General features: G+C 66.7%; 23 protein-coding genes. 16 read left to right on the top strand and 7 right to left on the bottom strand.

Going from position 1 to position 22614, the window contains the following annotated elements; translation table 11 throughout:
- The first annotated feature begins 260 nt into the window (after positions 1-260).
- The 4 genes from A7G45_RS27405 (at position 261) to A7G45_RS27390 (ending at position 3608) form a co-directional block, all read left to right on the top strand.
- Positions 261-1697, top strand: a complete 1437-nt coding sequence (locus A7G45_RS27405) for a WS/DGAT/MGAT family O-acyltransferase (RefSeq protein WP_043986761.1) — start codon at positions 261-263, stop codon at positions 1695-1697.
- A gap of 448 nt (positions 1698-2145) precedes the next feature.
- Positions 2146-2715, top strand: coding sequence for a hypothetical protein (locus A7G45_RS27400; RefSeq protein WP_260941576.1), 570 nt, complete (start codon positions 2146-2148; stop codon positions 2713-2715).
- 53 nt (positions 2716-2768) lie between these two features.
- Complete coding sequence (locus A7G45_RS27395; protein WP_260941480.1) at positions 2769-3305, top strand: cytochrome c oxidase subunit 3; 537 nt, start codon at positions 2769-2771, stop codon at positions 3303-3305.
- A 57-nt stretch (positions 3306-3362) separates the two neighbouring features.
- A complete protein-coding gene (locus tag A7G45_RS27390; RefSeq protein WP_260941479.1) occupies positions 3363-3608 on the top strand; it encodes a cytochrome C oxidase subunit IV family protein in 246 nt (81 codons plus the stop codon).
- 10 nt (positions 3609-3618) lie between these two features.
- On the opposite strand, the gene A7G45_RS27385 is transcribed toward A7G45_RS27390, so the two are convergent.
- Both A7G45_RS27385 and A7G45_RS27380 read right to left on the bottom strand, forming a co-directional pair.
- Positions 3619-4233: a TetR/AcrR family transcriptional regulator gene (locus A7G45_RS27385; RefSeq protein WP_260941477.1), complete on the bottom strand. Its 615-nt coding sequence runs from the start codon at positions 4231-4233 to the stop codon at positions 3619-3621.
- Positions 4230-4799 carry a TetR/AcrR family transcriptional regulator gene (locus A7G45_RS27380; RefSeq protein WP_260941476.1) on the bottom strand — a complete coding sequence of 190 codons (570 nt, stop codon included), beginning with the start codon at positions 4797-4799 and terminating at the stop codon, positions 4230-4232. Before A7G45_RS27380 ends, A7G45_RS27385 begins: the two co-directional genes overlap by 4 nt.
- 204 nt (positions 4800-5003) lie before the next feature.
- Here A7G45_RS27380 and A7G45_RS27375 point away from each other — a divergent pair, with 204 nt between their 5' ends.
- Positions 5004-6467 carry a flavin-containing monooxygenase gene (locus A7G45_RS27375; protein ID WP_260941474.1) on the top strand — a complete coding sequence of 488 codons (1464 nt, stop codon included), beginning with the start codon at positions 5004-5006 and terminating at the stop codon, positions 6465-6467.
- A 38-nt stretch (positions 6468-6505) separates the two neighbouring features.
- Entirely contained in the window at positions 6506-7006 is a 501-nt protein-coding gene (locus A7G45_RS27370; protein WP_260941472.1) for an SRPBCC family protein, read from the top strand.
- A gap of 6 nt (positions 7007-7012) precedes the next feature.
- On the opposite strand, the gene A7G45_RS27365 is transcribed toward A7G45_RS27370, so the two are convergent.
- Both A7G45_RS27365 and A7G45_RS27360 read right to left on the bottom strand, forming a co-directional pair.
- Positions 7013-7813: a mycofactocin-coupled SDR family oxidoreductase gene (locus A7G45_RS27365; protein WP_260941470.1), complete on the bottom strand. Its 801-nt coding sequence runs from the start codon at positions 7811-7813 to the stop codon at positions 7013-7015.
- Positions 7813-9420 (bottom strand): flavin-containing monooxygenase, encoded by a 1608-nt coding sequence (locus tag A7G45_RS27360; protein WP_260941468.1) that lies wholly within the window; start codon positions 9418-9420, stop codon positions 7813-7815. The genes A7G45_RS27365 and A7G45_RS27360 overlap by 1 nt, the downstream gene beginning before the upstream one ends.
- 335 nt (positions 9421-9755) lie before the next feature.
- Here A7G45_RS27360 and A7G45_RS27355 point away from each other — a divergent pair, with 335 nt between their 5' ends.
- The 6 genes from A7G45_RS27355 (at position 9756) to A7G45_RS27330 (ending at position 16198) form a co-directional block, all read left to right on the top strand.
- Complete coding sequence (locus A7G45_RS27355) at positions 9756-10937, top strand: acyl-CoA dehydrogenase family protein (RefSeq protein ID WP_043393489.1); 1182 nt, start codon at positions 9756-9758, stop codon at positions 10935-10937.
- A gap of 1 nt (position 10938) precedes the next feature.
- Positions 10939-11847: a biphenyl-2,3-diol 1,2-dioxygenase gene (gene bphC, locus A7G45_RS27350; RefSeq protein WP_260941466.1), complete on the top strand. Its 909-nt coding sequence runs from the start codon at positions 10939-10941 to the stop codon at positions 11845-11847.
- Positions 11844-13307: an FAD-dependent oxidoreductase gene (locus A7G45_RS27345; RefSeq protein ID WP_260941465.1), complete on the top strand. Its 1464-nt coding sequence runs from the start codon at positions 11844-11846 to the stop codon at positions 13305-13307. The genes bphC and A7G45_RS27345 overlap by 4 nt, the downstream gene beginning before the upstream one ends.
- Before the next feature lie 254 nt (positions 13308-13561).
- Entirely contained in the window at positions 13562-14362 is an 801-nt protein-coding gene (locus A7G45_RS27340; RefSeq protein ID WP_043393948.1) for an IclR family transcriptional regulator, read from the top strand.
- 31 nt (positions 14363-14393) lie between these two features.
- The gene (locus A7G45_RS27335) at positions 14394-15311 is read left to right on the top strand and encodes a LipP1 family hormone-sensitive lipase (protein WP_260941464.1); all 918 of its coding nucleotides are present in this window, start codon (positions 14394-14396) and stop codon (positions 15309-15311) included.
- A 32-nt stretch (positions 15312-15343) separates the two neighbouring features.
- On the top strand, positions 15344-16198 hold the full coding sequence (locus tag A7G45_RS27330; RefSeq protein WP_260941575.1) for an SDR family oxidoreductase: 855 nt from the start codon (positions 15344-15346) through the stop codon (positions 16196-16198).
- On the opposite strand, the gene A7G45_RS27325 is transcribed toward A7G45_RS27330, so the two are convergent.
- Positions 16195-17124 carry an AraC family transcriptional regulator gene (locus A7G45_RS27325; protein WP_260941463.1) on the bottom strand — a complete coding sequence of 310 codons (930 nt, stop codon included), beginning with the start codon at positions 17122-17124 and terminating at the stop codon, positions 16195-16197. The genes A7G45_RS27330 and A7G45_RS27325 overlap by 4 nt on opposite strands.
- Positions 17125-17205: 81 nt before the next feature.
- On the opposite strand from A7G45_RS27325, the gene A7G45_RS27320 reads away from it, so the two are divergent.
- Positions 17206-17718, top strand: a complete 513-nt coding sequence (locus tag A7G45_RS27320) for an anthrone oxygenase family protein (RefSeq protein WP_260941462.1) — start codon at positions 17206-17208, stop codon at positions 17716-17718.
- A gap of 68 nt (positions 17719-17786) precedes the next feature.
- Positions 17787-19223: an amino acid permease gene (locus A7G45_RS27315; protein ID WP_260941573.1), complete on the top strand. Its 1437-nt coding sequence runs from the start codon at positions 17787-17789 to the stop codon at positions 19221-19223.
- Between the two features lie 7 nt (positions 19224-19230).
- Here the strand turns inward: A7G45_RS27315 and A7G45_RS27310 are convergent, their stop codons facing one another.
- On the bottom strand, positions 19231-19845 hold the full coding sequence (locus A7G45_RS27310; RefSeq protein ID WP_043986770.1) for a TetR/AcrR family transcriptional regulator: 615 nt from the start codon (positions 19843-19845) through the stop codon (positions 19231-19233).
- A 68-nt stretch (positions 19846-19913) separates the two neighbouring features.
- Here A7G45_RS27310 and A7G45_RS27305 point away from each other — a divergent pair, with 68 nt between their 5' ends.
- Both A7G45_RS27305 and A7G45_RS27300 read left to right on the top strand, forming a co-directional pair.
- Positions 19914-20861, top strand: a complete 948-nt coding sequence (locus A7G45_RS27305) for a hypothetical protein (RefSeq protein WP_260941461.1) — start codon at positions 19914-19916, stop codon at positions 20859-20861.
- 84 nt (positions 20862-20945) lie between these two features.
- Positions 20946-21728, top strand: a complete 783-nt coding sequence (locus A7G45_RS27300) for an SDR family NAD(P)-dependent oxidoreductase (protein WP_260941460.1) — start codon at positions 20946-20948, stop codon at positions 21726-21728.
- Between the two features lie 85 nt (positions 21729-21813).
- Here the strand turns inward: A7G45_RS27300 and A7G45_RS27295 are convergent, their stop codons facing one another.
- Positions 21814-22614, bottom strand: coding sequence for an SDR family NAD(P)-dependent oxidoreductase (locus A7G45_RS27295; protein WP_043986772.1), 801 nt, complete (start codon positions 22612-22614; stop codon positions 21814-21816).

Genomic DNA, 22614 nt, shown 5'->3' with positions numbered 1-22614 from the left:
GGCCGCTTGCGTTGGTAGTGCGGATCCGCTGCGCCCTACCTCATCACGATCGCGGCGACTGCGAATCTGCGGAATATATTGTCGGGCTTACCAATTGACCAGGGCGGAACATGCATCCCGGTGATGGAGATGCCGGGCTGCGTTGTGCGCCAACACGATTGCAGGTTCCCGACTCGCGGAGACAACGATCACACCCCGAAGTTCGTACCAAACGGCCGATTTCGAGCCAGCACCTCCACCAGCGCCTTAGGATCAGCCCCATGAATCGCTTGTCCGGTGCCGACGCCACCTTCTGGTTCGCGGAAACCAACAGCTGGCACATGCATGTCGCCGCGTCGTCGATCTACGACCCTACCGACGCACCGGATTTCACCTTCGAGTCGGTGAAAGCACTTGTCGCGGCGCGACTGCCGGAAATGCCGCAGTTGCGCTGGCGGGTCACCGGCGCCCCGCTCGGCCTCGATCGGCCGTGGTTCGTCGAGGACGAGGAACTCGATCTCGACTTCCACGTGCGCCACATCGCGGTCCCGGCGCCCGGCGGACGCCGCGAGCTGGACCAGTTGGTGGGACGGCTGATGTCCTACAAGCTGGACCGCTCCAGGCCGCTGTGGGAACTCTGGTTCATCGAAGGCGTCGAAGGCGGCCGGGTCGCAGTGCTGATGAAGATGCACCACGCCATCATCGACGGCGTATCCGGGGCGGGACTCGGAGAGATTCTGCTGGATTTCACTCCCACCCCGCGGCCGCCGGCCGCTGAGCCGAGCGGGTCGCTGGTCGGCGTCAAAGCGCCCGGGATCGAGTTGCAGGCGCTGGGCGGGCTGATCAACATCGGCATCAAGACGCCCTACCGGGTCGTGCGCTTCCTGGAGCAGACCGTGCGCCAGCAGATCGCGGCGCTCAGCGTCGCCAACAAGCCGCCCGGCTACTTCGACGCGCCACCCACGCGGTTCAACGGCCCCATCTCACCGCACCGCCGGGTCAGCAATTCCGGCGTGTCCCTGGAGCGCGTGAAAGCGGTCAAGGAAGCGTTCGGAGTGAAGTTGAACGACGTCGTGCTGGCGCTGGTCTCGAGCGCCATGCGCAAGTATCTGGAGGACCGCGGCGAGCTCCCCGACAAGTCACTCATCGCCCAGGTTCCGGTGTCGACCCGCACCGAGAGCTCCAGCGATCAGGTGGGCAATCAGGTCAGCGCGATGTCGGTCTCGCTGGCGTCCGACATCGTCGACCCTGCCGAGCGGATCAAAGCCATCTACACCAGTTCGCAGAGCGCGAAAGAAATGGCGAAAGCGCTGACGGCACACCAGATCATGGGGTTGACCGACACCACGCCGCCCGGTCTGGTTGCCCTGGCCGCTCGGGCCTACACCGCGAGCAAGCTCGGCGGGACGCTGAAGCCGATGAACCTCGTCGTCTCCAACGTGCCGGGACCGCCCGTGCCGCTGTACATGGACGGCGCAGTCCTGGAGCAGATGATGCCGATGGGCCCCCTGGTGATGGACGTGGGGCTGAACATCACCTGCTTCAGCTACCGCGACCGGATCGATTTCGGCTTCGTCACCACTCCCGAGATGGCCAACGACATCGACGCCATGGCCGACGCCATCGAACCCGCGCTCGTGGAACTCGAGATCGCAGCCGGCCTCGTCGAGCCCCCGGCCGCACCTGCCCGCAAGCAGGCCCCGAAGGGACGCAGCTAGCACCGGGAACCATCTCGGCCCCACTCCGTCAACGCCACCGGCCACACCGGTGGCGTTGACGTTTTTAGTGGTCGACACCGCCGCCGGCAATCCCTTGCCGTCAATACCAAAGTGTCCGAGGGGTATTGACGGCTCTCGCTCGCCCGTCCTATATTACCCGTAGGTCAATTCTGACTGTTATCGACAGTTACAGATACCTGGATTGAGGTGCCGCGCCCAGGTGAGGCGGGTGACGGCAGTCCACGAATTGCCCATCACGGGCGCAGTCGGAGGGAGTCGGAGTATGCAAAGCCGCTGGTTGGAGCGCGCGAGCGCATGGTGTGGCCTGGTCTATCTACTGGTTTTCGGGACCGGTTGGGTGTTCGTCGCACGGTTCTTTCCACCGATCCCGCCGTCCGCCAATCCCGGGCAGGTCGCGGCGCAGTTCCAGCAGCACCACGGCATGCTGATGCTCGCCGCGGTGCTCATGATGTGCTCGACGTTCGTGCTGTTTCCGGTTTCGGCACTGCTGATACTGATCGCGCGGGCCGTCGAACGCCAGATCGGCATGGTCACGGTGATGATGGCGCTCACCGTCGCCACGTATCTCGTGTTCAATTTCTACACCCCGTTCTCGTTCGCGATGGCCGCGTTCCGGCCTGACCGCGATGCCGAAATCGTCCAGTATGCAAGCGATTACGGCTTCCTTCAGTTCATGGGCGGCATCCCGATGTTCCTGATGGTCTGGGTTCTGAGCGCCTACGCCATCCTGGTGCTCAACCCCCGCGAGAACCCGATCGTCCCGCGGTGGTTCGGTTACCTCAATCTGTGGATCGCGATCCTGTACCTGCCCGAGCTGCTGGTGTTCTTCTTCCACTCGGGTCCGTTCGCCTGGAACGGCATCGTCGGCTTCTGGATTCCAGCGATCCTGTTCATCGTCTACTTCGCCGCCACTCCGGTGATCATGGTTCCGTTGGTGCGCAAGCTCTTTCCCGAATCCGGACACACGGACACCGTGCCGGTCGGGGCCACCGCATGAGCGTCGAGGCGACACCGCGAGCCCCGACCCACGGGGCGCCACCCGGTCGACACGTGCCGGGCGAACCCGAGTTCTGGTTGTTCATCATGGGCGACCTCACCGTGTTCGGGGTGTTCTTCGGCGTCTGGGCGTGGGGTCACACCCACAGCCCGCAGGCGTTCGAACTCGGGCGGGCGTCCATGATCCAATCGATCGGCCTCGGCGAAACACTCGCTCTCATAACGAGTTCCGCGGCCGTCGCGCTCGCCCTGAACCACGCCCGAGCCGCCCGCTGGCCGGCGGCCGCCCGCGGGTATCTCATGGCGATCGCCTGCGGCGCCGTATTCGTGGTGCTCAAGGCGGTCGAATACAGTGCCCATCTCGCGGCCGGGGACAGCCCGGCCGGCGGCGGGTTCTACATGTACTACTTCGTGTTCACCGGCATCCACCTGCTGCACGTGCTGGTCGGGCTACTCGGTTTGAGCATCGCCGCCCGGTCGATGCGCTCCCCCAAGCGACTGAGTGTCGCGACGCTCGAAGGCATCGGCGTCTACTGGCACATGGTGGACGTGCTGTGGGTCGTGCTCTTTGCGCTCATCTACCTGATCTAGCCCGATTGCGAGATACCCGTGGACATTTCATCGATTCGGACGCCTGCGGATCGGCAGGTGAGGATCGCCTGGCTGGTTCTGGTCGGCTGCACCCTGGTGTCGTGGACCGGCAGCGAGGAAGGGCACCCGTCGCGGTGGTTGACGCTGGCGGTCCTGGCGCTCACGGCCGTCAAGGTTGTGGTGATCATCGGTTCGTACATGGAGATCAGCCGCGCCCCGCGGTGGCTGCAAGCACTGTGCGGCACGTGGGTCACGTTGGTCTTCGCCACCGTGGCCGGCATCTACTGGACAGGCTCACTCTGAGGGATTCGGCTCAGCGAGGGCCTTCCAAGGCCACCAGCAGGCGTCCGGCCCGGGCGATCATGTCGGTGGCCGATTGTTCGGGATGCCGCAGCCACCAGGACACCAACGCCGTCACGGTATTTCTCCACACCTGGATCAACACCGAAAGGTCACCTGGATCCCGCAGCGTGGCGGCATACGAGCCGGTGACGCCACTGGCCGATTGCTCGAGAAGGATCTGACGGTAGCGGCGCGCGGTCTGGTCAGCCTCGCTGCCTGGCGCCAAACCAGGGTCGTGCAGCACCCGCCAGTCGTGCGGCCGCGCTTCGAGCGCGGTGAATATCGCCGCCAGCACATCGGTTGCGCGTTCGAGGCCACTGCGGCCCGGCAGCAGCATCGCCTCACCGACGCGACCGGTCACCTCCTCGCCGGCCCGTCGAACACAGGCACAGTAGAGCCCTTCCTTCGACTGGAAGTAGCCGTGCACAAGGGATTTCGACACGCCGGCACGTTCGGCGACGGCGGCTGTCGTGGCTGCCGCATATCCCCGCTCACCGAACTCGATGGCCGCCGCGTCGAGGATCTGCGCCTCGCGATCATGTCGGGGCACCCCCTTGGAACCGCCCCGCCGGCCCTGCGCGGTCACTGGCTGCCCACCCCGAGCAGTTCGCCGATGAGCCGGCGGGCGCGTGCGGTCATGGCCTCAGCACTCTCGTCGGGATGCCGAAACCACCAATTGACCAGGGCCGCAACAGTTGCCATCCATACCTCGGTGAACGCAGACAGATCAACGGGATCGACGACACCCCGCACACCCAACACCGCCTCGGTACCTCGCGCGGCCTGGGCAGCGAGGCGGGTTCGGGCCTGTACAGCGATCTCGGCGACCGGCCCCGCGGCGGGGTGTGTGGTGTCGAACAGCACGTTCCAGTCGAAGCGCCGCTCGCCCAGTGCCCCGAAGATCGCCTGCAGCGTCTCCCCCATGATCTCCAGCCGTGCCGGTTCGTACACCACCGAGTCGATCGCGTCGCACACCGTCGCCGCGGCCCGCTCGACGCACGCCGCGTAGAGACCATCTTTGCTGCCAAAGTACAGATACACCATGGGTTTTGACACTCCGGCAGCAGCCGCAACCCGCGCCGGCGACAAGCCGGCGTAGCCGGCAAGAGCGATCTGCTCACTCGCTACGTCGAGAAGCTGAACCTCGCGCACAGATCGCGGAACACCCTTCGTCCCCGCACTCATCGCACCCGCACGCTCCGAAAATTGACCAATTTCGATGAATGGGTAATTTACCAAAACCACTGAAACATCTGACTACGGAGGCCTTCCCCGTCCATATGAACGCGTGGTAAGTTACCGCCTGGTTATATAGCGGCCGGGGGTTCGGGCCGCGTCCAATCAATGGGAGTTCCTATGCCCTCTATCGCAATCATCGGGTCCGGTTTCGGTGGCCTGGCCGCAGCAATCACCTTGCTGCACAATGGGATCACCGACATCACCGTCTTCGAACGCAGCACTGACGTCGGCGGAGTCTGGCGGGAGAACGCCTATCCGGGCGCCGCCTGCGACGTGCCGTCGCCGTACTACAGCTTCTCGTTCGCACCCAATCCGTACTGGCCGCGCCGCTACGCACCGCAGTCATCGATTCTGGATTACCTGCGCCGCGTCGCCGATCTCTACGGCGTCCGCGACCGTATCGAGTTCAACACCGCCGTCACCGCAGCGACCTTCGACTCCGAAAGCAACGAGTGGGTGCTCGAAACCGACAAAGGCACAAGGCGATTCGACGTTCTGGTACCGGCCGTCGGGCAACTTTCGCAACCGACCCTGCCGACCATCCCCGGTATCGAGACGTTCCGCGGTCCGGCATTCCACACCGCACACTGGGACCCCACCGTCGATCTCGCCGGGAAGAACGTCGCAGTGGTGGGGACCGGCGCCAGCGCCATCCAGGTCGTCCCACAGATTCAGCCGACCGTGGCCGCACTGACCGTCTTTCAGCGCTCCCCCACCCACATCGCACCCCGCCCCGACCGGGGTTTCGGTGCGGTGCACCAATGGCTGCACCGGATACCGCTGACCGATCGGCCACGGCGCGGCTTCTGGAAGATCGCCACCGAGGCGCTGACCGCCGCACTGCACTACTCACCGGCAGCGACCAGAGCGCTACAAGCGATGCTGTTCGCCTACATGCGCGTGCAAGCCGGAGCCGACCGCGCATTGTTCGACAAGCTGTGGCCGGACCACCCCATCGGGTGCAAGCGAATCCTGTTCTCGAACAACTACATTCCCGCACTGAAGGCCGCCAACACCACATTGGAGACCGACCCGATCACCGAGATCGTCGCCGACGGCATCGTCACCGCCACAGGCCGCCACCACAAGGTCGACGTCATCGTCTACGGCACCGGCTTCGCTGCCACCGAATTCCTTGCGCCGCTGACCATCACCGGAGTCGACGGCACCGATCTCACCGAGGCCTGGCGCGACGGCGCCCGAGCCTACCTGGGGATGACCGTTCCCGGTTTCCCCAACATGTTCATCGTCTACGGACCGAACACCAACCTCGGGTCGGGCTCGATCGTCGCGATGCTCGAATGTCAGGCGCATTACCTGACCGAGGCGGTCCAACATCTGCAGTCCGGCGCGGCCTTCGACGTCTATCCCGGGGTCGAGGCCACCTACGACCGCGAGCTACAACTGCGGCTCGGCCGCAGCGTGTGGGCCGGCTGCGACAGTTGGTATCGCGCCGAGTCGGGCCGGGTGGTCTCCAACTGGCCCGGCACCATCGCCGAATATCGGCGGCGCACAAACGCATTCGACGTCACCCACTACGCCGTCCGGGCCGGCATGCCCGCCCCGCAGACCTCGCACTGACCACGACCACCCGATTCGAACGAAAGGGCCTCCGCCCCATGGCCTGGCATACCCTGGAAACCTTCGGCACGCGCTTCTTCGATGAAGCGCCGGTCGTCGCCACGCGCACGATGGCGCTGCCCGCCGACGCCGACACCGTCTGGAATGAACTCACCGGCGACCGTCCGTTGCACTGGTGCCGGCTACTGCGCGGCGGCAGATACCTGACCCCGGTGCCCCACGGTGTCGGAACCATCCGCCGGATGGGCACCATCGGCGGCGCCCTACGGTTGCAAGAGCAGTTCATCAGCTGGGACGACGCGAATCGCACCCACGCCTTCCGGGTCTCGCACTCCAGCCTGCCGGGTCTGCGCCGCTTCGGCGAGCGCTACGAGGTACGGCCTACCCCGACCGGATGCGATCTCACGTGGACGATCGTCGCGCAGGCCCAGCCCGGCGCCCGCCTGCTTCACCCGATCGTCAAACGGGTGGCACAGTCCCTGTTCACCGACACCGAAAAGTACTTCCAAGCAGCAGGACGGCCGGCCGCGAGCCGCTGATTCCTCTTACGCCTTCTGCGTCAGCCCGGCGTCGACGACCAGCTGGGTGCCGGTGATGTACCGGGCTTCGTCGGACGCCAGGAACACCACCGCGTTGCTGATGTCCTCGGGCTCGACCCACGGCACCGGCAAGAGGTTGCGGGCGGAAAGGGCTTCGGCGACGTCGTCGGCGGTCGGGTTCTCCAGGTCGGGCCGGATGCGTTTGAACGTTTCCGGATTCAGCACCATCGGGGTGCCGACGGCGCCGGGATGCACGGTGTTGACCCGAATCCGCTTGGGCCCCAGCTCATTCGCCAGGGTGCGGGCGAGACCGACCACCGCGTGCTTGGTGGACGTGTATGCCGCGGTGTTCGCGGTGCCGCGAAGTCCGTTGGTGGAGCTGATGATCACCACAGACCCGCCGGCCGGCCCGAAGTGCGGGACGCCGGCCTTGACCGTGTGCCACACGCCGGTGAGGTTGACCCCGATGACGCGCTGCCAGTCTTCGGCGCTCACCTCCCAGGCGGGCGCCGCCGCCGAATGGATGCCGGCGTTGGCGACGACCACGTCCAGCCGGCCGAATTCCCAGACCCCTTCGTCGACCGCGGCCTGCACCTCGTCGAACGACGACACGTCGGCCACGCCGGTGTAGCAGCGCTGGCCGCGCAGCTTCACCGCGTCGGCAAGATCGGCCAAATCGGCTGCGGCACTCTCGACGTCGAGCGCGATGATGTCGGCGCCCTCGTCGGCGAACCGCTCGCAGTGCGCCCGGCCGGTGCCGCGGGCGGCACCGGTGACGAGGACAACCTTGTTCAACAGCCCTGACATCAACCGGCCTTGGTCAGTTCAAATCCCTTGTACCCGGCGGCCGCAACCTCGGCGCAGATGTCGTTGTAGGCGGCGAAGCCACCGATGAACAACATGAAAACCCGTGGCTTGCCGGGCACATTCGCGCCCATGTACCAGGAGTTCGCCTTCGGGAACAGTGTCTGATCGGCGCGGCGGACCAGTTCGGCGTTCCAGCCGTCGACCGAATCGGTGGTGGCCTCGATGGCCGCATAGCCGTGCTGCCCGACGTACTCGATCGCGTCGGCGATCCAGTTCACGTGAGCTTCGGCGTGCAGCACCATGTTGGCCAGCACTGCCGGCGCACCGGGCCCGTTGACCAGGAACATGTTCGGGAAGCCGTCGACGCCGAGACCCAGGTAGCTGCGCGGCCCGTCGACCCAGTTCTCCTTGAGCTTCTGGCCACCGCGGCCGGTGATGTCGATGCGCCCCAGCGCACCGGTCAGAGCGTCGAACCCGGTGGCGAAGATGATGGCGTCCAGGTCGAACCGGGCCTCGGTGGTGGTGATGCCGGTGGCGTCGACCTGCTCGATCGGGGTCTGCTTCACGCTGACCAGCTTCACGTGCGGCTGGTTGAACGTCTGGAAGTAGTTGGTGTCGGTGCAGATTCGCTTGGCGCCGATCGGGTGATCGTTCGGGATCAGCATGTCGGCGACCGCGGGATCGTCGATGACCGCGCGCACCTTCTCGTCGTAGAACTTCTTGGCCTCGGCGTTGGCCACCGGGTCCACCATCTGGTCCAGGAAGGTCTTGCTGAACAGCACACCGCCCAGCTGCCAACGCTTTTCGAACTCGGCGCGGCGCTCCTCGTCGGACAGTTCCATGGTGAGCTTCGGGTGCGCCAGGTGGGGCGAGCCGCCACCACTGCGCCACGACAGCTCACGCCGCTCGTCGTAGTTGGCCTTGACGTCGGCTTCGCGCTCGGCCGTCAGCGGCTCGTTGCCGGCCGGCACGGAGAAGTTCGGGGTGCGTTGGAAGACAACGAGTTCGGCGGCCTGGGCCGCCACGATCGGGGTGGTCTGGATGCCCGACGACCCGGTGCCGATGAGGCCGACGCGCTTGCCGGTGAAGTCGACGCCCTCGTGCGGCCAGTTCGCCGTGTGGTAGGTCTCGCCGGCGAAGGTCTCGACCCCCGGAATGTTCGGCAGCAGCGGATCCGACAGCGCACCGGTGGCCATGATGCAGAACTGTGCGTCCACGGTTTCGCCGGTATCGGTGGTCACCGTCCAGCGCAGCGTCTCCTCGTCGAGGGTCGCCGACGTGACGCGGGTGCTGAGGCGAATGTCGCGGCGCAGGTCGAACCGGTCGGCGACATGGTTGATGTACGTGAGGATTTCGGCCTGGGTGGCGTACTTCTCGGTCCAGGTCCACTCCTGCTGCAGGTCCTTGTCGAACGAGTAGCAGTAGTCGATGCTCTCCACGTCGCAACGGGCGCCCGGATACCGGTTGTAGAACCAGGTGCCGCCCACATCGGAGGCCGCCTCGAACACCACGACCGAATGGCCCTCCGACCGCAGCTTGTGCAGTGCGTAAAGACCGGCGAACCCGGCACCGACAACGACGATGTCAACCTGTGTTGCGCTGCTCATAGTGCGAAGTTAGCCCTCCTCCGAATAACCCAGTACGAGGCGTCCCAGTGAACGGACGACCCACCAGAACGCGTCCCGGCCATCGGACTTGCCGGTAACCAGGATGCGTCACCGCCGTCAACACTCGGGCGGTATGACGGAAAGCAATGTGAGTGCCACCGTCGAGGTGGACCTCGACGGGTTGATCCTGGCGTGCCAGGCAGGTCCGGTCACCGACAACGCCCGAATCGACTTCGGGTAACGGAATTTCGCCCGCTGACCGGGAACAGCCTCCCGGTGCGCAGCGGGTGCGGTAAACCATTAGTTAGCCCATCACAGGAGTTAGGAAAACGACCATGACCCAGCGGGTTATCGACAAGATCGGTGACATCGCCGACCAGCTTCGCGAACAAGCCTGGGAAGCAGAGAAGTTGGGCCAGCTGCCCGACGAGACCGTCAAGATGATGAAGGCCGCCGGCAATATCAAGCTGCTGCAGCCCAAGGAATACGACGGCCTGGAGGTGCACCCGCGCGAGTTCGCGGAGACCGTGATGGCGACCGCAGCCCTGGATCCCGCCGCGGGCTGGATCAACGGTGTGGTCGGCGTCCACCCCTACCAGTTGGCCTACGCCGACCCGAAGGTCGCCGCCGAGATCTGGGCATCCGACACCGACACCTGGGTGGCTTCCCCGTACGCCCCGCAGGGCGTGGCCCGGCCGGTCGACGGCGGCTACATCTTCAACGGCCGCTGGCAGTTCAGCTCGGGCACCGACCACTGTGAGTGGATCTTCCTGGGCGCCATGCTCGGTGACGCCGAGGGCAAGCCCCTCATGCCGCCGCAGATGCTGCACATGATCCTGCCCCGCAGCGACTACGAAATCGTCGAGGACTCCTGGAACGTCGTGGGCCTGCGCGGCACCGGCTCCAAGGACGTCATCGTCAAGGACGCCTTCGTCCCCACCTACCGCACCATGGACGCCACCAAGGTGATGGACGGCCGCGCCCAGCGCGAGGCCGGCATGACCTCGACGCTGTACCTGATGCCGTGGTCGACGATGTTCCCGCTGGGCATCTCGTCCGCCGTCATCGGTATCGCCGAGGGCGCCCTGGGCGCCGCACTCGACTACCAGCGCGAACGAGTCAACTCCAGTGGTGTGGCCATCAAGGACGACCCCTACGTCATGTACGCCATCGGTGAGGCCGCCGCCGACATCAACGCCGCCCGCCAGGAACTGCTGGCCAACGCCGACCGCATCTACGACATGGTCGACGCCGGCAAGGAGGTGTCCTTCGAGGACCGCGCCGCCGGCCGGCGCACCCAGATCCGGTCGGTGTGGCGCGCGGTGTCCGCGGTCGACGAAATCTTCGCCCGCTGCGGCGGCAACGCCACCCGCATGGACAAGCCGCTGCAGCGCTACTGGCGTGACGCACACGTTGGCCAGGCGCATGCCATCCACGTCCCGGGCACCACGTTCCACGCGTCGGCGCTGAGCAGCTTGGGCGTCGATCCCCAGGGCCCGCTGCGAGGCATGATCTGACGTGACCGATCTGAAGAGCTTGGGCTATGTGAAGGTCCAGACCGCCGATATCGAGCGCTGGCGCCAATTCGCTTTCGAGGTACTGGGTTTCGCGACCGGTAGCGGTCCCGACCCCGACGCGCTGTACCTGCGGATGGACGAGCGCACGGCGCGCATCATCGTGGTGCCGGGCGATGCCGACCGCATCGTCACCGTGGGCTGGGAGGTCCGCGACGGCGCCGCGCTGCGCCGGGTGCAGACCGCCCTGGACGGCGCCGGCGTGCCGTGGAAGCAGCTGTCCCTGGAAGAGGCCGACGCCCGCCGCGTCGACGAGGTCATCGCCTTCGTCGACCCGGCCGGCAACGACGTCGAGGTGTTCCACGGTGCGGTGCTGGACCACAGCCCCGTCGTCACGCCGTTCGGTGCCCGCTTCGTCACCGATGGCCTCGGCCTCGGCCACGTGGTGTTGCCGGCCCAGGACGCCAAGGGACTGTTCGACTTCTACACCGACGTGCTGGGCTTCCTGCCCCGCGGCGCCTTCCGCGTGCCCGCTCCCCCGGAGTTCGGCCCGCTGCGGGTGCAGTTCCTGGGCATCAACGAGCGGCACCATAGCCTGGCGATCTGCCCGGCCGCGACGCTGCGCGACCCGAAGCTGATCCACCTCATGGTCGAGGTGGACACCCTCGATGCCGTCGGGCAGGCGCTCGACCGCGTGAACCGGGACGGCTTCCAGTTGTCCTCCACGCTGGGCCGGCACACCAACGACAAGATGGTCTCGTTCTACGTGCGTTCGCCCGGCGACTGGGACATCGAGTTCGGCACCGAGGGCATGTCGGTCGACGAACGGCATTACACCGCAGAGGAAATCACCGCCGACAGCTACTGGGGCCATGAGTGGATGGGCGTTCCGCCGCGGGCCATGCTGCCATGAGCACTGACCTGTTCCCGGTCCCGGCGTCGTCCATCACCGCATGGGACGACGAAGCTGACGTCGTCGTCGTCGGCTACGGCATCGCCGGCGCGGCCGCCGCGGTGGAAGCCTCTGCCGGCGGCGCCGACGTGCTGGTCGTCGAGCGCACCGGCGGCTGGGGTGGCGCCGCCGCCATGGCCGGTGGGTTCATCTATCTCGGCGGCGGCACGGCGCTCCAAAAGGCTTGTGGCTTTGAGGATTCCGTCGAGAACATGGCCGCCTTCCTGAAGGTGGCCATGGGCCCGGGCGCGGATGCCGAACGGATCGACGACTACTGCGCCGGCAGTGTGGCCCATTACGACTGGCTGGTGAGCTGTGGCGTGCCGTTCAAGCCGGTGTTCTGGGGTGAACCGGGCTGGGAGCCGCCAGGTGACGAGGGCCTGATGTTCACGGGTGGCGAAAATGCCTTCCCGTACAACACCATTGCCTCACCGGCACCGCGCGGCCACGTGCCGCAGATGGTCGGCAAGGTGACGGGCGAACGCAGCGGCGGCTACATGCTGATGAAGCCGCTGGTGGAGACCGCGACCGCGCAGGGCGTCCGGTCGGTGTACGACACCGAGGTGCAGTCGTTGATCACCGAGGCGGACGGCCGGGTGGTCGGCATCGTCGCGCGCCAGTACAGCGACACCGTGGCCATCAAAGCCCGCCGCGGCGTGGTGCTGGCCTCGGGCAGCTTCGCCTACAGCGACGAGATGGTCGCGCAGTACGCACCCCGCATCGCTGGCCGTCCCGCGGCGAGCATCGAGCAACACGACGGCCGGGCCATCCGGATGGCCCAGGTTCTGGGCGCGGACCTGGCGCACATGGATGCCACCGAGGTGGCGTTCTTCTGCGATCCGCAGCAGTTGGTCCGCGGCATCCTGGTGAACGGTTTCGGCCAGCGCTATATCGCCGAGGACACCTATCCCGGGCGCATCGGCCAGCAGACGCTGTACTACCAGGACAACGCCGCCTATCTGATCATCGACGGCGATGCTCAGGAGGAGGCGATGGCCGCAACGTCTGCGACACCGTTCCTGCGCCGGCCTGCCACCTGGGTCTGCGAGACGGTGGCCGAACTCGAAGCCGAGATCGGGCTGCCGGACGGCGTCCTGCAGCACACCGTGGCCTACTACAACGAGCACGCCGCGCGCGGCGAGGACCCGCTGCTGCACAAGAAGCCGCAGTGGCTGCGTCCCATCGGATCACCGGTCGGTGCGATCGACCTGCGTAACAGCACCGGCGGGTTCACCCTCGGTGGCCTGTTGACCACGCTGGACGGCCGGGTGCTGCATGTCAGCGGCGAGCCGATTCCCGGCCTCTTCGCCGCCGGGCGCAGCGCGGCGGGCCTGTCTGCCTGGGGTTATGCCAGTGGCGTGTCCCTGGGCGACGGCAGCTTCTACGGGCGCCGGGCCGGGAGGTCCGCGGCGCAGAGCTGAAACCGCAGGTCCGGCGTGTCGTCACTACGCGTGTCGCCACCACGGTAACCACGGGATCGTGTCCCAAATTTGGGCCATGAGCTGCAAGATCGACAAACGAAGTGCCCCCTGCCAGCCGGCTTGGGGGCACTTCGTCGTGCATATATTCTGCCGCGTTCCTGCGAAATGTGTGACAAGCCCCACCGACGTGTGATACAAACAGTCATATTCCTAATAGGAATATGTACACGAAGCAACGGAGCTCGGAGGCCGACATGACAGCAGCAGTCGAATCCACCACCCCCAGCGCGGTCATCGACCGGGTATCGCTGGTCCTCGACGCGTTCGACGGCCCGGGCCGCCTGACCCTGGCGCAGATCGTGCGTCGCACGGGTCTGCCCCGTTCCTCCGCCCATCGGATGCTGGAGCGCCTGGTCCAGCTGCGCTGGCTGCGCCGCAACGGCCGCGACTACGAACTGGGGATGCGTCTGGTGGAGCTCGGCTCGCTGGCCGTGCACCAGGATCGCCTGCACCGTGCCGCCGGCCCGCTGCTGCACGAACTGCACCGCGCCACCGGCCTGGTCGTCCACCTCGCCGTGCTCGACGGCGGTGACGTCGTCTACCTGGAGAAGGTCGGCAACGGCATGATGACCGTGCTGCCGTCGCGGGTGGGTGGCCGCCAGCCGGCGCACTGTACCGCCGTCGGCAAGGCGATCCTGGCCTACAACCAGGACGCCGAGGTCGACCTCATGAGCCGCAAGACCAAGTACTCGATCGCCAACCGTGCCCAGCTCGCCACCGAACTGGCCAAGGTCCGCGCCCACGGCGTCGCCTTCGAGCGCGAAGAGTCGGTGCCCGGATTCGGTTGTGTCGCTGCGCCGATCGGCCGCCAGGGTGAGGCCGTCGCCGCCGTCTCCGTGTGTGGTCCAATGAACCGCATGGCCTTCGAACAGCTGACCGCGCCCGTGCGCATGACCGCCATGGGCATCTGGCGCAACGCCGAGGATTCCCGCGTGGCACCGACGCTGCAGCCGATGCGCCCGCTGCGCATGGGTCCGGCGCTCCAGTACGCGTGAGTCACCAGCGAGTAGCGCGAGCGGATCGCGCATGAGCCTGGATCGGCAGATTGCCGGCCTGCTCGACGCACTCAACGGCGGCTTCCCCGACCTGCCCAACATGACCGGCGCGCAAGCGCGCGCCGCCATCCGCGGACGGTACGTCCCACCTGCCGAACCAGAACCTGTCGGCTCGGTCACCGATACCGAGGTCGACGGCATCCGAGTCAGGATCTACCGACCCACCATCGATGAGCCGGGCGGGCCGCTGCCGATCTTCGTGTTCGCCCACGGCGGCGGGTTCGTCTTCTGCGATCTGGACTCGCACGACGGACTGTGCCGCAGCTTCGCGAATTCGATTCCTGCCGTGGTGGTTTCGGTCGACTACCGGCTGGCGCCCGAACATCAGTGGCCGGCTGCCGCAGAAGACGTCTACACCGTCACCCAATGGGCCGCCGCCCATGCCGCCGAACTCGGCGGCGACCCGGCGAAGCTCGTGGTCGGTGGCGACAGCGCCGGAGGCAACCTCTCCGCGGTCACCGCGTTGATGACCCGGGACCGCGGCGGTGCGCCGCTGGCCGCGCAGGTATTGCTCTACCCGGTGCTGACCGCCGATTTCACCTACGGCTCGTACCACGAGTTCCGCACCGGCTACTACAACACCACCGCCGCCATGCAGTGGTACTGGGACCAGTACGTACCCAACACCACCGACCGCGAAAACCCTTACGCGGCACCGTTGTCCGCATCCGTCGCCGGAGTGGCGCCGGCGGTGCTCGTGGTTACGGGTTACGACCCGATGCGGGACGAGGCCCTGGCCTACGCCGAGGCGTTGCGCGACGCGGGCGTGCCGGTCACCGAGTTGTATTACGGTGCCATTCACGGCTTCCTGACCATGCCCGTGCTCGACATCGCACACCGTGCCCGTCGTGACGTGGCCGACGCAGTGACCAAGTTGCTCGCCAACTAGACGGCGATTCCCCACCTATCGAGGAGTTCATCATCGGCACCTACGCTGTGACCGGTTCGGCATCCGGCATGGGATACCAAGCAGCGGGACAGTTACGCACTCAGGGTCATACGGTCATCGGGGTCGACCTCAAGGACGCCGATGTCATCGCCGACCTGTCCACCGCGGACGGCCGGCGTACCGCCGCCACCCGCGTGCTGGAACTGTCCGAGGGCAAGCTCGACGGCGCTGTGCTGGCCGCCGGGATCGGCCCCGGTGACGGCAAGGACCGCGCCCGCCTGATCGCCCAGATCAACTACCTCGGCACAGTCGACCTGCTGACCGCGTGGCGCCCGGCGCTCGCGGCCGCCGGCAACGCGAAAGTCGTTGCGCTGGGCAGTAACTCCAGCACGACGGTGCCCGCGGTCCCCCGCCGCGCGATCCGCGCGCTGCTGGCCGGCGACGCCGACCGCGCAGCCCGGGCCGTGCGCTTCTTCGGCGGCGGCGCCTCCGCGCTCATGTACGCCGCCTCCAAGATCGCCGTGGCCCGCTGGGTCCGGCAGACCGCGGTGACGGCCGACTGGGCCGGCCGCGGCATCCGACTCAACGTGCTGGCGCCCGGGGCCATCATGACGCCGCTGCTGCAGGCTCAGCTCGATTCGCCGCGCGAGGGCAAGGCCGTACGCGCCTTCCCCATCCCGACCGGCAACTTCGGTGATCCCGTGCACCTCGCCAACTGGATCACCTTCATGCTGTCGGACTCGGCCGACTTCCTGTGCGGCAGCGTCATTTTCGTCGACGGCGGCACCGACGCCTACTTCCGGCCCGACAGCTGGCCAAAGGGCGTCCCCGTGCGCGGCATCCCGCAGTACGTGTGGCGGCACCGCCGGTTCGCCAAGACCCGCTAGGCGAACTCGGCGCGGATTGCCTTGGGGCTCATCCCATACCGGCGCTTGATCGCGGTACTGAGCGCGAAGGCCGTGCTATAGCCGACCCGGCGCGCCACGGTTTCGATGGTGGCGTCGGATCCGCGGAGCAGGTCCGTGGCCAGCGCCAGACGAATCTCGGTCAGCAGTGCCATCGGCGGTTCGCCGACGAGTTGGGTGAACCGCCGGGCCAGCGCCGCCCGTGACAGCCCGACCTCGGCAGCCAGCGAGCCTACCGTCCACGGGTGTGCCGGGTTGTTCTCGATCAACCGAAGAGCCGTACCCACCTGCGGATCTCGATAGGCGCGATACCAGGCCGGGGCATCCTCGCGGGCCAACCAACTGCGCAGCGCCGCGATGGTCAGCAGATCCAGCATCCGGTCGAGTACGGCGCCCTGCGCCGGTTCGTCACACGACATCTCGTCGAGCAGCAGGTCCACCAGCATGCCGTTGACCTCACCCCGCCGCACCACCACCAGCGGTGGCAGCGCGCTCAGCAGCCGGCGACACACGGCGCCCACCTCCTCGTAGGCACCGGTGATCAGCAGCGTGTCGGCATCCGGGCGGGTGCCCCAGCTCCGGACTCCGAGACTCAGTGCCTCACACAGTGGTTCACCGTCCACGGTCGTGGTGAACTGGCCCGGGTGCACGACAACCTGAGGCGCGGTGGCGGCGTCATCGGCAACGGTGTAACCGTCGGGCCCACGGAATATCGCGATGTCGCCGGCCTCGAGGTCCCGGCCCGCCGCGCCGTCCGGCAACACGGTCGCCGATCCGCGGGCCACCACGACGATGGTCAGCGGAGCCTGGTCTTCCACCCGCAACGACCACGGCGGGTCGAGCAACGACCGCATCAGAAACGCGCCACGGGCGCGTGGCCCTTCCAGCAATCCCGCCAGGGCGTCCACATACGCAAGAGTAGACGCTCGCGTATGTAAATGAGCCTTTTGACGATGGATCGTCCAGCACTCGCTGAATACGGTCGGACCATGACCTTCAGCAAGCTGCCCCAATCCCTCGGCATGATCGCGCTCATCGTTGCCCTGCTGGCCTCCGGACTCCTGGCCGGTCTCTACTACTCCTACGCGGTGTCCGTGATGCCCGCACTCGGCGCGTTCGACGACCGGACCTTCATCGACGTGATGAACAAGATCAACGTGGTGATCGTCAACCCGCCGTTCATGCTGACCTTCCTGGGGTCGGTCGGCTTCACCGCACTGGCAGGGGCGTTCTGCCTCAAGCCCGATGCCCGCCCGGTGCTGATCTGGGTCGGAATCGGCTTGGCGCTCAACATCATCAGCCTCGTCATCACGTCCACGATCAACGTGCCGCTGAACAACAAGCTCGCCACCGCGGCCACCTCGACCGCGCCCGCCGACCTCGCGACGCTCCGGGCGCAGTTCGAGTCGACCTGGGTGCACTGGAACGTGATCCGCGGCCTGGCCAACACCGCAGCCGCCGGCGTACTGGCCTGGGCCCTGGTATTAGCGGCGCGCAGCTAGGTCCGATTAACGCATGGTGAACACAACCATGGAGCGGTGCGCACAATTGCGGCATCGTCGCGTCGGTGGTGAGTTCAGAGATCAAAGCCAGCGACGCGCAGCTGGCGAAAGGGCTGCGGCGCAGGCATTTGAACCTGATCGCACTCGGTGGGGTGATCGGCGCCGGGCTGTTCGTCGGTAGCGGCGTCGTGATCGGCAGCGCCGGACCCGCGGCCATCGTGTCGTTCCTGGTCGCCGGCATCATCACGCTGCTGATCATGCGGATGCTCGCCGAGATGGCGGTGGCGCAACCCGTGGTCGGCTCGTTCTACGTGTACGCCCGGCAGGCCCTCGGGCGCCGCGGTGGCTTCGTCACCGGCTGGATGTACTGGTACTTCTTCGTCATCGTCGTCGCGGTCGAAGCCGTCGCCGGCGGACGCATCCTGCATCTATGGCTCCCCGCGGTGCCGCTGTGGCTGTTGAGCCTCGGCCTCATGCTCGCCCTCACCGCGAGCAACCTGGTCTCGGCGCGCTCGTTCGGGGAATTCGAGTACTGGTTCTCGTCGGTGAAAGTCATTGCCATTGTGGTGTTCCTGGCCATGGGCGCACTGTGGATCACCGGCCTATGGCCGCACTCCACACCCGGTCTGGCCAACCTGATCGATCACGGCGGCTTCGCGCCGCTCGGCTGGGGCGCGGTGCTGGCCGCCGTGGTCCCCTGCGTCGCGTTCTACACCGGCGCCGAGATCGTCACCATCGCCGCCGCCGAATCCGACGAGCCCGAGCGCGCCGTGTCGCGGGCGATGAAGTCGATCGTCTTCCGCATCATCGGGTTCTACGTCGGATCGATCCTCGTCGTGGTGGCCATCCAGCCGTGGAACACCAAGAGCGTGGGCATCAGCCCCTACGCGTCGGTGCTCACGGTTCTGGGCATCCCCGGCGTCGCGACGATCATGAACTTCATCGTGCTGACCGCGGTGCTGTCCTGCCTCAACTCGGCGCTGTACACCACCTCGCGAATGCTGTTCGCGCTCACCACCTCTGGCGACGCCCCGCGGTTCTTCACCAAGCTGTCCGCCAGCGGGGTCCCGCGCCGGGCGATTCTGCTGGGCACCGCCGTCGGCTACGCGTCGGTCGCGGCGACCTACGTGTGGGGCGACGTGGTGTTCAACTTCCTGATCAACTCGTACGGTGCCGTCGCGCTGTTCGTCTACCTGATCATCGCCATCTCCCAGGTCGTGCTGCGCCGCCGCGTCGAACGGAGCGCACCGGGCAGCTTGAAACTGAAGATGTGGCTGTTCCCCTGGCTGAGCTACGCCACCATCGCACTCATGGCGGCCGTCATCCTGGCGATGGCGTTCCTACCCGGCACGCGATCACAGTTCCTGATGAGCGGCGTGACCCTGCTGGTCATCCTGAGCTCCTTCGAGGTGGTCCGGCGGCGCCGCCCAGATGCGACGGAGCCCGCCGCCCCAGCCTCGGTCACTGACGAAGGCCGGGTGCCCGTCGACGCGCTCGACACCTGAACCGAAGTCACTGCCCCGCCGCGAGGATGCTGATCGCGATGTCGGTGGCCGGGCCGATGACGCTTTCGATCTCCCGGTCGTCTTCGGCGGTTTGGGCGGCCAGCTCGCGCACGCCGGCCAGCAGCATCACGGCCTTGGGCCTGGTGATGGCAGGAAGTTGCGCGCGCTGAAACCCCGGGTTGGTGGCGAGTTCTTCGAGCAGCGCCGCGAGTTCCGCGAAATTGCGCCGCTGAATCGGACGGGCGGCCGCCCCCAACGCCGGGAGATCGCGTATCCAGCTCAGCGAAATCGCCGGGCGCGCAGTGAGATGCGCGATATATGCGGTGAACATCTGACGAATTTGCTTGTGCCAGTGCGCATCTGAATCGACAGCCTGCCGAATGTCGGCAACCAGGTCGTCGGTCACCGAAGCCAGCAACGCCAGGTAGCACTCCTGCTTGTTCGCGAAGTGCAGGTAGAAAGTCGTCTTGGAGGCCTGTGCCACCCGCACGATGTCGACCACGGACGTCGCGGCATAGCCGCGCTCGGCAATCAGGGCAGCGAGTGCGTCGATGAATCGCTGCCGGGCCACGTCCGGCGATTCACCACCTTCGACGTCGCTGCCGACCTCCTTGTTGCGCATGCCAGTACGTTATCGTACTGTGCCCTGACGTGCGAGTACGACAACGTACTCAGGCCTGCGGAAGGGACATGACGATGCGAGATGTGCGACACCGGCAGCGTGGCCCCGTCGCTTGGCCGGCGCTGAGCGCACTACTGGCGCTGCTGGCCGTTCTCGGCGGTCCGGCGACTCCGGCCTCTGCTGTGGCGATCTCCCGATGCCCGTGGCGCGCCTCCACCGTCGCGAGCGGCCTGGGTTCATTGGAGAACCTCGGGTTCGACGGTTCGGGCACCATGCTGGTGTCGCGCACGGTCGGCAATTCCGGGCAGCTCTACCGCCTCACGCCCGATGGCAGGGGCAGCACATTCGTACCGAATGTCGCTGCGCCAGGCAGCATTACCGTCGCCGGCGGCGCTGCCTATTTCACCACTGGCAACAGTTTCCTGTCCGGAATATTCGGCAGCAAAGACGGCACCATCGACCGAGTGGATCTCGGCACCGGAGCACTGACGACGATCGCCGCCAAACTCACCATGCCCAACGGCATGGCCCGGTTGCCCGACGGTTCGTTCATCGTTTCGCGCAACCTGGGTTGGACCACCGGACTCACCAGGATCACCGCGGACGGTGCCCACGAAACACGCTTCGCCCCATCGGTGACCATGGCCAACGGCCTGACCTACGACCCTGCCCACAACGCCGTGATCGCATCGATGGATCTGCATCCCGTCAGCACCCTGGCCGTCGTGGATCTGGACAACCCGGTCCACATCCGCACCGTCAATCTGGGACTGTTCGGGCTATTCGGATTCCCCGACGACCTCACGGTCGGCCCGGACGGCCTGATCTACCTGGCCATGGACGGCGGCGACATCGTCCGCATCGATCCCGACCAGCACGCCGCATGCATTCTGGCCTCGGGAATGTTCGGCAGCACTTCGGTGCGCTTCGGCGCGGGCCCCGGTTGGGACCCCCACGCCTTGTACAGCACCGATCTCGGCGGCACCATCCACAAACTCACGCCAACTGCCGGTTGAGAAGGCATCCCGGTGACCGGGCAACGGCTGTTCACGGGAACACCAGTACCGCAAGAATCCTTCGGCAACGAAAGGACTTGCAGCATGGATAGATTCAGCGACCGCCGGGTCATCGTGACCGGTGCCGGCTCGGGCATCGGCCAGGCCACCGTGGCCCGCCTGCTCGATGAGGGCGGCACCGTCGTCGCGTGCGACATCTCCGCCGACGGACTGGCCCGCACCAAGGAAGCCGCCGAAAAGGCCGGTACCGCAGCGCGTCTCACCACCACGGTGCTCGACATCTCGTCCGAAGAAGCCGTCACCAAGGGCGTCGACGCCGCGATCGCCGACATGGGCGGCCTGGACGTACTGGTCAACGTGGCCGCGATCGAGACCTGCTCGCACACCCACGAAACCACGCTGGCCGACTGGAACCGCATCATCTCGGTCAACCTGACCGGCACCTTCCTGATGACCCGCCAGGCCCTGCCGGCCCTGCTGGCCTCGGGGCGCGGCGTGATCATCAACTTCACCTCGACCTCGGCGAGCTACGCCCACCCGTACATGGCGGCCTACTCCGCCAGCAAGGGCGGCATCCTGAGCTTCACCCACTCGCTGGCCCTCGAATACGCCAAGCAGGGACTGCGCGCGGTGAACATCCAGCCCGGTGGTGTCTCCACCCCGCTGGCCAACGGCACGTTCTCCAAGATGCCCGAGGGCACCGATTACGGCCTGTGGACCAAGCAGGTACCCATGCTCAACACCGGCAACGAATCGAACCTGGGTGACCCCAGCGCGGTTGCCGCGGTGGTCGCCATGGCGGCTTCCGATGACGGCGCGTTCCTCACCGGCACCGAGATCCGGATCGACGGCGGCGCGCACTGCTAGATCCCTGCGGGGCCAGAACTTCCGCGGGTGCTCAGCTGACCGAGTCTGATTTGTCCGCTCAGCGGACCGAGTCTGATTTGTCCGCTCAGCGGACGATGACGTCGCTGGGCACCCGCGGATCACCAAGCATCGCCCGATGCGAAGGCGGCGTCCGGCCGTCCACGTCGGTGATGCCGTAGCGCTGGGCCTCTTCGGCGGCGATCACGGTCTGCCCGCTGATGCCATCCAGGTCCGGGTCCTGGTACAGCGCATTGATCACATGCCCGACGAATTCCGGCGTTTCGAAGTTGCCCGCGGCCTTGGCCAGCGTGTCGGCGTCGAACGCCTGCTTGAACTTGTCGGTGAGCAGAATGCCCATCCAGACCGACAACGTCGATACCCCGGTGCCATGGAAGTCGACGGCCATGTCGGCCGCCATCTTGTCCACACCGGCCTTCTGCGCACCGTAGGCCGGGCCGTGCATGTAACACACCGCCCCCGGCGATGACGTGAATGCGATCAGGCCCCGCTCTTGCGCCAGCAGCAGCGGCGCGGCGTGCCACGACGCGACATAGGCCGACCGCAGGCCGACGTCGAGCACGTCACCCAGGCCGATCGGCTTCTCCCAGAACGGCTTCGGGTCGACGAGGTTGTCGTGCACCACGGCGGCGTTGTTGACCAGCAGATCGAGCCGCCCGGCCTCGTCCGCCACGCGGGCGAACAACGCGGCCACCGCATCGTCGTCGCGATGGTCCACCGCAACGGCGATGCCGCCGTCGCCAGGGTCGGTGACGGTGCGGCCGGTGAGATAAACCGTCCAGCCATCGGCCACCAACGCCGCGGCAATGCCCTTGCCGGCGCCCCTGCTGGCGCCGGTGACGACCGCGACCCGCTTGTCTGAGCTCAT

Source organism: Mycolicibacterium llatzerense (assembly GCF_025331195.1).
GTDB lineage: Bacteria > Actinomycetota > Actinomycetes > Mycobacteriales > Mycobacteriaceae > Mycobacterium > Mycobacterium llatzerense.
This window is presented reverse-complemented; position numbering and strand designations above follow the sequence as displayed.

Coding starts and splice junctions, on each gene's coding strand:
- A7G45_RS27405 (WP_043986761.1), top strand. CDS start 261: ATGAATCGCTTGTCCGGTGCCGACGCCACCTTCTGGTTCGCGGAAACC.
- A7G45_RS27400 (WP_260941576.1), top strand. CDS start 2,146: ATGCTCGCCGCGGTGCTCATGATGTGCTCGACGTTCGTGCTGTTTCCG.
- A7G45_RS27375 (WP_260941474.1), top strand. CDS start 5,004: ATGCCCTCTATCGCAATCATCGGGTCCGGTTTCGGTGGCCTGGCCGCA.
- A7G45_RS27370 (WP_260941472.1), top strand. CDS start 6,506: ATGGCCTGGCATACCCTGGAAACCTTCGGCACGCGCTTCTTCGATGAA.
- A7G45_RS27365 (WP_260941470.1), bottom strand. CDS start 7,813: ATGTCAGGGCTGTTGAACAAGGTTGTCCTCGTCACCGGTGCCGCCCGC.
- A7G45_RS27360 (WP_260941468.1), bottom strand. CDS start 9,420: ATGAGCAGCGCAACACAGGTTGACATCGTCGTTGTCGGTGCCGGGTTC.
- A7G45_RS27355 (WP_043393489.1), top strand. CDS start 9,756: ATGACCCAGCGGGTTATCGACAAGATCGGTGACATCGCCGACCAGCTT.
- A7G45_RS27345 (WP_260941465.1), top strand. CDS start 11,844: ATGAGCACTGACCTGTTCCCGGTCCCGGCGTCGTCCATCACCGCATGG.
- A7G45_RS27340 (WP_043393948.1), top strand. CDS start 13,562: ATGACAGCAGCAGTCGAATCCACCACCCCCAGCGCGGTCATCGACCGG.
- A7G45_RS27335 (WP_260941464.1), top strand. CDS start 14,394: ATGAGCCTGGATCGGCAGATTGCCGGCCTGCTCGACGCACTCAACGGC.
- A7G45_RS27320 (WP_260941462.1), top strand. CDS start 17,206: ATGACCTTCAGCAAGCTGCCCCAATCCCTCGGCATGATCGCGCTCATC.
- A7G45_RS27310 (WP_043986770.1), bottom strand. CDS start 19,845: ATGCGCAACAAGGAGGTCGGCAGCGACGTCGAAGGTGGTGAATCGCCG.
- A7G45_RS27305 (WP_260941461.1), top strand. CDS start 19,914: ATGACGATGCGAGATGTGCGACACCGGCAGCGTGGCCCCGTCGCTTGG.
- A7G45_RS27300 (WP_260941460.1), top strand. CDS start 20,946: ATGGATAGATTCAGCGACCGCCGGGTCATCGTGACCGGTGCCGGCTCG.
- A7G45_RS27295 (WP_043986772.1), bottom strand. CDS start 22,614: ATGAGCTCAGACAAGCGGGTCGCGGTCGTCACCGGCGCCAGCAGGGGC.